This window comes from Tessaracoccus yangjingae (assembly GCF_055326235.1).
This window is the reverse complement of sequence record NZ_JBUZNN010000003.1, coordinates 121,103-132,883: the sequence shown is the minus strand read 5'-3', so window position 1 is coordinate 132,883 and position 11,781 is coordinate 121,103. Positions and strand designations below refer to the sequence as shown.

The 11,781-nt window shown below is 70.2% G+C and carries 8 protein-coding genes; 4 read left to right on the top strand and 4 right to left on the bottom strand.

What is annotated here, in order from left to right:
- Positions 1-75: 75 nt before the first annotated feature.
- The 3 genes from ACZK5D_RS05885 to glgX form a co-directional block, all read right to left on the bottom strand.
- A complete protein-coding gene (locus ACZK5D_RS05885; protein WP_463664626.1) occupies positions 76-1,233 on the bottom strand; it encodes a phosphotransferase in 1,158 nt (385 codons plus the stop codon).
- The gene (locus ACZK5D_RS05880) at positions 1,230-3,215 is read right to left on the bottom strand and encodes an alpha-1,4-glucan--maltose-1-phosphate maltosyltransferase (RefSeq protein WP_458996530.1); all 1,986 of its coding nucleotides are present in this window, start codon (positions 3,213-3,215) and stop codon (positions 1,230-1,232) included. The genes ACZK5D_RS05885 and ACZK5D_RS05880 overlap by 4 nt, the downstream gene beginning before the upstream one ends.
- Positions 3,216-3,276: 61 nt before the next feature.
- Positions 3,277-5,412: a glycogen debranching protein GlgX gene (glgX, locus tag ACZK5D_RS05875; RefSeq protein ID WP_463664625.1), complete on the bottom strand. Its 2,136-nt coding sequence runs from the start codon at positions 5,410-5,412 to the stop codon at positions 3,277-3,279.
- Positions 5,413-5,604: 192 nt separating this feature from the next.
- On the opposite strand from glgX, the gene ACZK5D_RS05870 reads away from it, so the two are divergent.
- The 4 genes from ACZK5D_RS05870 (at position 5,605) to ACZK5D_RS05855 (ending at position 10,336) form a co-directional block, all read left to right on the top strand.
- Positions 5,605-6,762: a cysteine desulfurase family protein gene (locus ACZK5D_RS05870; protein ID WP_463664624.1), complete on the top strand. Its 1,158-nt coding sequence runs from the start codon at positions 5,605-5,607 to the stop codon at positions 6,760-6,762.
- A gap of 597 nt (positions 6,763-7,359) precedes the next feature.
- The gene (locus ACZK5D_RS05865) at positions 7,360-7,557 is read left to right on the top strand and encodes a Flp family type IVb pilin (RefSeq protein WP_463664623.1); all 198 of its coding nucleotides are present in this window, start codon (positions 7,360-7,362) and stop codon (positions 7,555-7,557) included.
- 71 nt (positions 7,558-7,628) lie between these two features.
- Positions 7,629-8,093: an NUDIX domain-containing protein gene (locus ACZK5D_RS05860; RefSeq protein ID WP_463664622.1), complete on the top strand. Its 465-nt coding sequence runs from the start codon at positions 7,629-7,631 to the stop codon at positions 8,091-8,093.
- Positions 8,090-10,336, top strand: coding sequence for a spermidine synthase (locus tag ACZK5D_RS05855; protein ID WP_463664621.1), 2,247 nt, complete (start codon positions 8,090-8,092; stop codon positions 10,334-10,336). The genes ACZK5D_RS05860 and ACZK5D_RS05855 overlap by 4 nt, the downstream gene beginning before the upstream one ends.
- On the opposite strand, the gene ACZK5D_RS05850 is transcribed toward ACZK5D_RS05855, so the two are convergent.
- Positions 10,322-11,761 (bottom strand): DUF222 domain-containing protein, encoded by a 1,440-nt coding sequence (locus ACZK5D_RS05850; RefSeq protein ID WP_463664620.1) that lies wholly within the window; start codon positions 11,759-11,761, stop codon positions 10,322-10,324. The genes ACZK5D_RS05855 and ACZK5D_RS05850 overlap by 15 nt on opposite strands.
- Between the last annotated feature and the right edge of the window lie 20 nt (positions 11,762-11,781).

Genomic DNA, 11,781 nt, shown 5'->3' with positions numbered 1-11,781 from the left:
CTGCGCGACAATCTAGCGTGCCGGGCGCCGTCACGGGGGGACGGACGACGCACTGCGGGGATTCCGCAGCCGGGGTTATGCGATCGTTATCAGCGAGTCCAGGTAGTGCAGCGGCACCTGGAGCAGGTGGGGGCGGAAGCGGGCCTCGTAGACGGCCTCGTATCCGGCCTTGTCGGTCTCGTATGCGGTCAGCACAGGATCACCCGCCTCCGCGTCGAGACCGTAGCCCTTGAGGAACGCGTCCCTGCACTGCTGGAGCCACTCGTCCGAGGCGCCGCCGGCAGCCTGCGCGTAGGCGAAGGAGCGCAGCATCCCGGCGACGTCGCGCAGCGGCGAGTCCGGGAGCCGCCGCTCGGCCATGGACTTGAGCGGCTCGCCCTCGAAGTCGACGTAGCGCCAGCGTCCCTCGCTGAGGAGCACCTGGCCGAGGTGGCAGTCGCCGTGCACGCGCTGCGCGGGCAGCTTCCGGTCCTCGACGGCGGCGAACACGGCCTCGGCCGCGTCCCGGTAACGGGCCACCTCGGGGACCTCGTCGGCGACGGCGGAGAACCGCGCCCGGCACTCTGCTGCGAGGCGCGCGCCGTCGACGGTGCCGGTGGCCAACCGCTCGGCCAGGACCCGGTGCACGGTGGCCAGCGCCTCGCCGAGCGCGTGGGCGTGTTCGGTGAAGCTGCGCCCCTCCGCGGCGTGCTCGCACGCCAGGACGTAGCCGTCGGTGGGGTCCGGGAGGGCCTCGAGGAACACCGCCAGGTCCGTGCCGTCCCACGTCCACGCCCCGTAGAGCTCGGCCACCGTTCCGGAGCCGGCCAGGGCCGCGTGGAGCTCGACGTCCACCGAGCGGCCCGGCTCCAGGCGGCGGAACACCTTCACCAGAAGCTCGTCGCCGAAGAACACCGACGTGTTGGACTGCTCGCCGGCGTAGCGGCGGGCCGGCAGGTTCGGCGCCACGGCGCGGTACCGCTCGAAGCCGGGGGCGTCGTCGTGGAGGGCCCGCAGCAGCACGCCGCCCTCGTCGCAGGCGTCCGTGGGGGCGCCGTCGCGGTAGAGGAGCGGCACGTGGAAGCGCTCGCGGTGCCCGTCGTCGAACTCGACGACGAGGACCGCCGGCCTCAGCGTGGGCCCGGCCCATGGGCCGAGCTCGACGTCCACCGGCCGCCCGCTGCGCCCGGAGAACCAGCGCGACGAGAGCGCCAGGTCCCAGAGCTGCTGGAGGAGGGCCCCGCCCTCGCTCACTGGGCCGCCACGTGGAAGATGTGCGCGGGCTTCCCGGGCCACAGGCGCACCCAGGACCGCTCACCCCACACGTACTCCTCGTTGGTCAGCTCGTCGACGACGCGGATGGACTCGGCGCCGTGCGCGCCGAGGGCCGCGAAGTCCAGCATCACGTCGGAGGACACCGTGTTGTCCGGGTCCAGCGAGCAGATCACCAGGACCGTGTCGTCGCCGTCGGACTTGGAGAACACGATCACCGAGTCGTGCGGCGCGTGGTGGAAGTGGATGTCGCGGAGCTGCTGCAGCGCGGGGTGCGCCTCGCGGATCTGGTTGAGCTTGCCCATGAGCATGTTGAGGTTGGGCTGAGCGTTGAAGTCCCGCGGCCGGTACTCGAACTTCTCCGAGTCCAGGTACTCCTCCTTGCCGGGGGCCAGGGCGGCGTGCTCGAAGAGCTCGAAGCCCGAGTAGACGCCCCACGTCGGCGACATGGTGGCGGCCAGGATGGCGCGGATCGAGAACGCGGCCGGGTTGCCGGACTGCAGGAAGAACGGGTTGATGTCCGGGGTGTTGACGAAGAAGTTGGGCCGGTAGTAGGTGGCCATCTCCTGCGAGAGCTCGGTGAGGTACTCGGTGAGCTCCCACTTGACGTTGCGCCACGTGAAGTAGGTGTAGCTCTGCTGGAACCCCACCTTCCCCAGAGCCGCCATCATCTGGGGCCTGGTGAACGCCTCGGCCAGGAAGATGACCTCCGGGTTGGTCTCGTGCACGCGCTCCATGAGCCAGTCCCAGAACTCCACCGGCTTGGTGTGCGGGTTGTCGACCCGGAAGATCGAGACCCCGTGGTCGATCCAGAAGCGCACGATACGCAGGACCTCGTGGTAGATGCCGACGGGGTCGTTGTCGAAGTTGATCGGGTAGATGTCCTGGTACTTCTTCGGCGGGTTCTCCGCGTAGGCGATGGTGCCGTCGAGGCGGGTGGAGAACCACTCGGGGTGCTCCACCACCCACGGGTGGTCCGGGGAGGCCTGCAGGGCCAGGTCCAGCGCGATCTCGAGCCCGAGCGAGCGGGCCTTCGCGACGAAGTGGTCGAAGTCGTCGAAGTCTCCGAGGTCCGGGTGGATCGCGTCGTGGCCGCCGGCCGGCGACCCGATGGCCCACGGCGATCCGGGGTCCTCAGGGCCGGGGTTCAGGGTGTTGTTGCGCCCCTTGCGGTAGGCCTGGCCGATGGGGTGGATGGGCGGCAGGTAGATCACGTTGAAGCCCATGGCCGCGGCCGCCTCGAGGCGCTCGTGGGAGGAGTTGAAGGTGCCCGAGTGCCAGTGGCCGTCGTGGTCCTGCCACGCGCCCTGGGAGCGCGGGAAGAACTCGTACCACGACGAGTACAGCGCGCGCCGGCGCTCCACGCGGATGGGGAACTCGGCGGTGGGGGAGATCAGCTCACGGGGGCCGAAGCGCGCCATGGCGCGGGTGATGGGGGCAGAGGTGATGAGCTCGAGGATCTCCTCGACGTCCGCCTCGGGCGTCAGCGACTCGGCGGCCCCGCGCAGCAGGCTGGCCGCGCCCGGGACGCGCATGGCCTCGGCCTGCTGGGCCGAGCGGGTGAGGAGGTCGCGGCCCTCGAGGCAGACCAGCTCCACGTCCACGCGGACCGGCAGCTTGGCCTCGGCGTGGTGGCGCCACGTGCCCCACGGGTCGCTCCAGCCCTCGATGCGGTAGGTCCAGTCGCCCTCGGCCGCCATGCGCACGTACGCCTGCCAGATGTCGAGGCCCTTGGGCTCGACCTGCTTCATGTCGATGCGGCGCTGCGTGCCGCCGGGGGAGGTCAGGATCACGGACGCGTTGACCGAGTCGTGGCCCTCGCGGAACACGTTGGCCTGGATCAGGATCCGCTCGTGGACGACGGCCTTGACGGGGTAGGCCCCGCACTCGATCACGGGGGTCACGCCGGTCACCGGGATGCGGCCGAGGCCGCCGTCGGTGCGGACGATGCGCTTGAGGGACATGGCTGGGAACTCGACACTCACGTGCGTCAGCCTAGCCGTGCATGCGCTCCGCCTGCGCGGTTCAGGACAGCAGATCCAAGGAGGAGGGTTCTGCCTCCGCCTGGAGGGCCAGCAGTTCGCGGGTGCTGGTGGGCACCTGGACCCGCATCACGACGACGGACCGGGCCGGCATCGTCATCTCGGCGAGGGCCGGGAGGACGCCGTCGGGCACCTCGTCGGCGTCCGCGCTGTGCCACACGATCTCGAAGCCGTAGCCCCACGGCAGAGTGGGCAGGGTCAACGGATGCGGCTCCGCGCCCGAGTTGAACCAGGTGAGGAACGCCTCCTTCTCGTCGGAGACGTACATCCCCAGGAGGCGGCGGCCACCGTCGTGCCAGGCGTCGTGGCTCATCTCGCCGAACTGCCCGTCCATCCACGTGAGGTCCACGCGCTGCAGGTTCTCGGAGTGCTCGTTGATGATCTCGGTGTGGTAGGCGAAGTCGGTTGGGCGCAGCACCGCGTGCGACTGGCGCAGCTTGATGAGCTTGGCGATCCGGCTCTGCACCTCGAGCCACTCGAACGGGATGTCCCACGCCACCCAGGACAGCGGGGAGTCCTGGCAGTAGGCGTTGTTGTTGCCCTTCTGGGTGCGCCCGAACTCGTCGCCCGCCGTGATCATCGGGGTGCCGGCGGCGAGAAGCTGGGTGGCCATCAGGTTGAGCACCTGCCGGCGGCGGAGCGCGTTGATCTCCGGGTCCTCCGTCTCGCCCTCCCAGCCGTGGTTCCAGGAGCGGTTGTTGTCCGAGCCGTCGCGGTTGGCCTCGCCGTTGTCCAGGTTGTGCTTGACGTCGTAGCTGACCAGGTCTCTGAGCGTGAAGCCGTCGTGCGCGGTGACGAAGTTGATGCTCGACTGCGGCGAGCGGCCGGGCGCGTCGAAGATGTCGGGCGAGCCCGCCAGCCGGGTGGCCAGCTCCTGCACGCCGTGGACCGCGCCGCGCCAGTAGTCGCGGATGTGGTCGCGGAACCGGTCGTTCCACTCGTACCAGCCGGCGCCCCAGGCGCCCACCTGGTAGCCGTAGGGGCCGATGTCCCACGGCTCGGCGATCATCTTCACGCCCTCGAACGCGGGGTCCGACTCGACGAGGCGCTTGAAGGCGTGGTTGTGGTCCACGTGGTGCTGCTCGTCGCGGATCAGCGTGGTGGCCAGGTCGAAGCGGAAGCCGTCCACGCCCATCTCGGTGACCCAGTAGCGCATGGAGTCCAGCACCAGCTGCAGCACCATGGGGTGCGAGGTGTTGACGGAGTTGCCGCAGCCCGTGACGTCGTAGTCGTCGCGGCGGTCGTTGGTGAGGCGGTAGTAGGCGTCGTGGTCCAGGCCGCGCATCGACAGCGTGGGCCCCTCGTGGCCGCCCTCGCCGGTGTGGTTGTAGACCACGTCGAGGATCACCTCGATGCCCGCATCGTGCAGCGCGGTGACCATCTGCTTGAAGTCCGCCACCTGGTTGCCGACGGTGCCGCGCGTGGCGTAGTAGGCGTGCGGGGCGAAGAAGCCCAGGGTGTTGTAGCCCCAGTAGTTGCGCAGCCCCTTCGTGGCGACGAATGGCTCCGACACGAAGTGCTGCACCGGCAGCAGCTCGACGGCGGTGATCCCGAGGCCGGTCAGGTACTCCAGGACCGCGGGGTCCGCGAGCGCCAGGTACGAACCGCGGAGATGCTCGGGGACCTGAGGGTGCAGCTTGGTGAAGCCGCGCAGGTGCGCCTCGTAGATGATGGTCTCCGACATGGGCCTGCGGGCCGCGATGGGCCTGGGGGGCGGGCTGTCCGCGACCACGACGCTGAGCGGGACGGCACCGAACGAGTCCCGCGGGGAGATGCTGAACGGGTTGCCGGGGATGTGATCGAGGATGGGGCCGCGGAAGTCCACCCCACCGCTGATGGCGCGGGCGTACGGGTCCAGCAGGAGCCGGGCCGGGTTGAAGCGGCTTCCCGACGACGGGTCCCACGGGCCGTGCACGCGGAACCCGTAATGCTGCTCGGCGCCGATGCCTGGCACCTCCACGGTCCAGATGCCGTGCTCGTCGCGGCGCATCTCGATGTTGTGCTGCTGGTTGAGCGGATCGATGAGGGCCAGCTCCACCCCGGTGGCGCGCGGGGCCCAGAGGCCGAAGCGGACGCCGTTGGGAGTGATCCGGGCGCCGAGGACGCTCGTATCAGGCATGGTCAGCGGGGTCATCGTCTGCTTTCGGCGGTATCGTTTTTTCGGCGGCGCCCCATTGTGCCACTTTCTGGTCCAAACTCCACTTCGCTGGGGTGTTTGCCGCGGGCGGGGGCTGGCTAGCATGGATGCGTCAGGGACCGCGCGCGGCGTTGTCCGCCGTCGTGATCTGTTGGCCGTGAGGGTGGTGGTGTGATGGATCCGGTCTACCTGGACCACGCCGCCACGACGCCGCTGCGTCCGGAGGCGCTGGAGGCCTTCGTGTCGGCGTCGGGCCTTGTGGGCAACGCCTCGTCGCTCCATCGCCCGGGCCAGCGCGCCCGGCGGCGGTTGGAGGAGGCGCGCGAGGAGCTGGCGGCCGCCGTCGGGGCGAGCGCGTCGGAGGTGATCTTCACCTCGGGTGGGTCGGAGGCCGACAGCATCGCGGTGCTGGGCGGCTGGGAGGCCGGCCGGGCCCGTGGCCGGGGGCGATGCCTGGTCTCGGCGGTGGAGCACCCGGCGGTGAAGGGTGCGGTGTCGCGGGGGGCGGAGGTGGTGCCGGTGACGCGCGACGGCGTCGTCGACCTGACGGCGCTGGAGGGTCTGCTGGACGCGTCCGTCGCCGTCGTGTCCGTGATGGCGGTGAACAACGAGACCGGCGTGGTGCAGCCGGTGGCGGCGGTGCGGGAGCTGGGCGGGGCGGTGGGCGCGTGGGTGCACTCCGACGCCGTGCAGGCCCTCGGGCACCTGGCGGTGGACTTCGCCGCGAGCGGGCTGGACCTGATGAGCCTGTCGGCGCACAAGGTGGGCGGCCCCGCGGGGATCGGCGCGCTGCTGGCGCGGCGGGAGGTGTCGCCGTCGGCGGTGGGGCTGGGCGGCGGGCAGGAGCGCGAGGTGCGCTCCGGCACCCAGCCGGTGGCGCTGGCGGCGGCGTTCGCGCGGGCGGCGAGTGTCGCGGTGGGGGAGTTGGAGGCGGAGGTGTCGCGGGTTTCCGGCCTGCGTGATCGGGTGGCTGAGGCGTGCGTGGCTGTGGGCGGCCGGTTGAACAGCTGGCCTCGACCGGCTGGAACGGGCGTGCCGAGTGGAGCCCTACCTGGGGGCGCGCCGCACATCGTCAACGTGACGTTCGACGGGGTGCGCGCCGACGACCTGCTGTTCCTGCTCGACCAGCGGGGGATCGCGGCGTCGGTGGGCAGCGCGTGTCGCGCCGGGGTGCATCAGCCGAGCGAGGTGCTGCTGGCCATGGGTAGGACGCCCGACGAGGCGACGCAGTCGCTGCGCTTCTCGCTGGGCTGGACAACGACCGACTCCGACGTGGACAGGTTGGTCGCGGTGCTCCCCGAGGCGTTGGGTGTCGCACGCTCCGCCTTCTGACCATTTCGCCGGGCGAGCCGCGACCCGCGTTGGGTGAGCCGCGACCCCCGTTGGGTGAGCCGCGCCAAGCCGCATGCGGCGCCGCGCGTGTCGAAGCCATCTCTCGCCCGCGGCCCCGCTGGGTGAGTCGCGACCCCCGTTGGGTGAGCCGCGCCAAGCCGCTTGCGGCGCAGCGCGTGTCGAAGCCATCTCGCGCCTGCCAGGAGTCCCGACCCTGGCCCCGCCCAGGTGCCGGGAGCCCTGACACGAGGCACGGGCGGCCCGTGCACGCCGTCTGCTTCGGCGGCGCATGTTGAACCGGGCTCGGGTCGTTGAGGCCGCCCGTGCCTCGTCCCACGACTCCCTGCACTCGTTCACCTGTGGCGTGGCCGGGTCCGGGTGCGCGCCGGCAGGGCGGCCCTGCCGTGAGTCTGCTCAGGCGGGTTCCTTCGGGTGCCCCTCAGGCTGGGCATCCCTGCGCCGAGCCGCCCTACCGTCCCCCACCCTCGCATGCAGCAACCCGTCGCTCTCGCGGGGCGGCCAATCGGCCGTGACCGAGGGTTCGGAGGCTAGACTTCCCGGAACGACTCGACGGGGGCGTAGGGCAGGGGGCCAGGTGTGATCGACGAGGAGGCTGACGCCGCCGAACCGGCGAAGTCCGTATCGCTGCGCGACTCCTCCGAACGCGGGGCCACCGCGGTCGAGTACGCCATCATGGCCAGCCTCATCGCCGCGGTCATCGTGACGACTGTCACGCTCCTGGGAACCCGGGTGGTGGCCCTCTTCCAGTCCGTGATCACGGCGATGGGCTGGTAGCGGACCCGGCAGGTCCGCGTCCCTCGCGGACCGCCGTCGCGAGGGATCCGTTTCCGGTCTACTCTCCCCGTATGGGGGAGTCAGGTCCGCACATTCGTAACCTCGCCGTCGGGCTTCCGGTCCTCGACGGCCACGTGCTGGTGCAGGAATTCGGGGGCGCGCACGATGAGCCGCCGTTCGTGCGGGCGATCGGCGGGGGGATCGAGTTCGGGGAGCGCGCCGCCGAGGCGCTGCGTCGCGAGTACCTGGAGGAACTCGGCGTCGTGGTGACCGGCGAGCGGCTGCTCGTCGTGACGGAGAACCTCTTCACGTTCCTCGGGAGGGCGGGCCACGAGATCGTCCACATCTTCGCGGTCGAGTGCGCCGACCTGGACGCATGGCCCCTGGACACCCGTGTGCGCGTCATCGATGACGAGAGCACCGTGGCCTGGCACCGGGTGGACAGTCTGGGGGACGGCCTCCCTCTCTATCCCGATGGCGCCCTCGAGGCCCTCCGATCGCTGATCGGCGCACCAGTCACAGATGGCAAGTCATGACTTCGGGCGCTTCGGCCCGGGGAGACTCGCAGGCTGCCGCGGCGGCCCCCGCGAGCGGTGGGCGATGGTGGGTCACCGCACTGTTCGCTACCACGTCTTTCGTCGGGGCTTCTCTGCTCTTCGTGGTGCAGCCGATGGTGGCGCGCCTGGTGCTGCCGCAGTTCGGCGGGTCCGCGACGGTGTGGAGCACCAGCAGCCTGTTCTTTCAGGTTGTACTCCTGCTGGGCTACCTGTATTCGCATCTAAGCACTGAGAGGCTCGGGCGCCGTCTGCAGCCCGCGCTCCACGTCGGGCTCCTTCTGCTGCCCCTGATGGCGCTGCCGGTGGCCCTCGCCGACGGGGCCGGGTTGGCTGACGCCTCCCCCGTGCTGCGGCTCCTGGTGATCCTGGCTGTGACCATCGGCCTGCCCTTCGCGGTGATCTCGACCACCGGCCCACTGCTCCAACGGTGGTACTCCTGGACGGTCGGGCATCGGGCGGAGGATCCCTACTTCCTGTTCGCCACCAGCAACCTGGGCAGCTTCGTCGGGCTGCTGGCCTACCCCTTCGTGGTGGAGCCGATGCTGACCGTTGATCAGCAACGGCTCGGGTGGTCGTACGGGTATGGCGTCTTCATGGTGCTCATGGCGAGCTGCGGCGTGGTCGCAGTGATGACCCGGTCGTCAAGCACACCAGTCGCTCCCGAGGCTGCACCAGCTGCGCCGCGCTCGCGCGAGCGGATCCCCGTGCGCGAGGTGCTCATGTGGCTCGGGTTGGCCTTCCTGCCGTCCAGCCTCATGCTGGGCGTGACCGCGCACATCTCCACCGATGTGGCGGCGGTCCCCCTGATGTGGGTGGTGCCGCTGGCGATCTATCTCGCGACGTTCGTCGTCGCCTTCGCGAGGTCGTCGCGGGCGGTCAGCCAAAGGTGGCTGCTGGCCTCCACCACGGCGGCGGTCGTGGCGCTTCTGGTGTGGTTTCCCTCTGGCGGCGGACTTCCGATCTGGCTCCTCGTGATGACAGATCTGGTGGTCCTGATCGTCGTCGCCTTCACCGCCCATGCGCTGCTGGCTGCACGGCGTCCGTCGACGGACCACCTCACGTACTTCTACATCGTGGTTGCCGTGGGAGGCGCTCTCGGCGGTCTCCTCAACGGAGTGATCGCTCCACTGCTGTTCAGCGGGGTATGGGAGTACCCCCTGGTTCTCGCCGCTGCCATCCTGCTCGGGCGGCCGCAGGCGCGTCCGTCCTTCGGGGTGCTGCGACGCCGCTACCATCCGGCCTTCGTGCACTTCCTCGAGTTCGGGGCAACCTTCCCCGCGCTCCTGCTCATTTCGGCTCTGGGGGCAACGGCCATCGCCTGGAAGCCGTGGCTGGTGGCGCTGGTCCCGCTGCTCTGGACAGCCGCGGGCCTGCTCTTCAGCCGGCGGCCGATCGCGACGATGGCCGCAGGGATGGCGCTGCTGGTCGCGTCCTCGGTGGCGGGTGGTGACACTCTCGTCAGGGATCGCTCCTTCTACGGCGCCTACACCGTCAAGGAGCGTGACGGGTGGCGCCTCTTCTCGCACGGGACCACCTTGCACGGGCGTCAGGCGTTGGACGAGCGAAGAACCGAGCCATCCACCTACTACGCCCGCACCGGTCCGGTCGGTGACGCTTACGAGGTGATGGGCGGGGCCACAGACATCGCCGCGGTGGGCCTGGGCGTGGGAACCCTCGCGGCGTACGGGGAGCCTGGTCAGAGGCTGACCTTCTTCGAGATCGACCCGGACGTCGTCGAGGTGGCGTCCGATCCGGATCTGTTCACCTTCGTCTCGGACTCGGGCGCCTCGGTGGTCTTCGTGGTGGGCGACGGCCGCCTGAGTCTTGAGCAACAGCCGGACGCGTCGTTTGACATGGTGATTCTCGACGCCTTCACCTCCGACGCCATCCCGGTGCACCTGCTGACGCAGGACGCCTTCGCCTCGTACGCACGGATCTTGAGGGACGACGGACTGCTCCTCGTGCATGTCAGTAGCCGCGTCTTCGACCTCGAGCCCGTTGTCGGAGCTGGCGCGGACACGCTGGGGTGGAGCGCTGCCCTCCGACGAGGTGAGGCCGACGAGGAGTCGGGAGCTACTACGAGCGAGTGGATCGCGATGTCGCCCGAGGGTGCCAGGATCGATGAGCTGATGGCTCGCGACGGCTGGCGGCCGATTGACGACCGACGAGTGGCGTGGACCGACAACTTCTCGTCAATCGTGACCGTGCTACGGCGCAGCTAGCTCTACGTCCCGTGAGGCCGCAAGGTGGGGGTCCGGGTACGCATCCCAGGCCGGATGGCCCGGTGGTGGATCGGGCGGCGGGTTCGGCGGACGGGCGGGGCTGGGCCACGATACGGGGGAACGGAGCCTGATGGTGCCCTGGGCGGTGACGAGGTACTCGTAACCGGCTGGCGACCGCCAGTGGAACACGCCCGACTCCGGCTGGGTCAGGCGCCAACCGCCGTGCGTCTTTCCTCTGTGCGTGAACCTCGACAGCGGGCCGAGGTTGTCCATCGACGTCTGCCCCGGCCGGCCGGTGGACTGGTAGGCCTGCGTGTGGTCCACGTCGCACGCTCTGGATGCCCCGGAGCCGTAGGGGAAAACATCAACCGGGTTGCGCACGGTAACCGCCATGCGCATCAGGCCGGATGGATCATGCTGATCCACCGGCGGGATTGATGAGGGGTCCAGCACGGGCCGCACGATCACACGGGAGTCCGCCAGCAACTCCGGCAGCCGTCCCACGGGAATACAACCCCTGCCCTCGACCCGGGCCACCCCGCGGGCCGAACCGTCGGGCATCAACACGAGTTCGGCCTCACCGGCACCGGCGAGCCAGGGGTCGTTTGCGGTGATGTGGACGATCAACTGATGGGTGGGCAGCGTGTCCTGCCCGAAGGCCCGCCTCGACAACTCACCCACCGCCGCCGCCCGGCGCGTGTGCCAATCGGCCTTGGACCGCTCAGCCGGAGAGAGGCCCGCTGCGTCGTCGTGGGTGAGGCGGCTGGGGAGCCGGTGCGCGATCTCGGAGATGGCGTGATCGAATGCGATCGCGTCCGCGGGAGCGAGCCGGCCCCAGATCTCGATGTGTCCGTCACGGATGGGGTTGAGGACGACCTTGCGCTGGTGGCGGTGCCGTGCTTCGGCTGCGGCCGCGGTGTCCGGGTCCGCAGCCAGGATCCAGCCGTCGAGGTGGCGCAGCACGCGGGCCCACGGCATCAGGGCCATCGCGTGGGCGAGTCTTCTGTCCAGCAGCGAAACGGCCTGGGCGCCCAGGCTGGCGGCGCGGCCGGCGACATCGGCCGCCTGCCACCAGCGGACCCGTCCGCCCAGGACCGCGTGCCATAAGGCAGGGTGGCGGTGCCGCACGTTGAGCACATCGGCGATGCGGCCCAAGGCGGACATTGGGGAGATGCCGAGCAGGGCGCCGACTTCCAGGGCGAGGAACTCGCCGATCTCCGGCGTGCCGTCCGCGCCCGGGGTGATCAGATCCTCCATGCCGACAGCGACGGCGTGCTGATCCACCCGGTACGCCTCGGTGAGGTGCGCGATCGCGATCACCTCCGCGGTCTCCGCCGCGACCACCTGCTGATGCGCGTGATCCAGCGCCGCGAAACCCTCGGCCACCGTGACGGGGACCAGAGAAGCGGACGGGCTGCTGACCATGCCCCCACGATAATCGACCC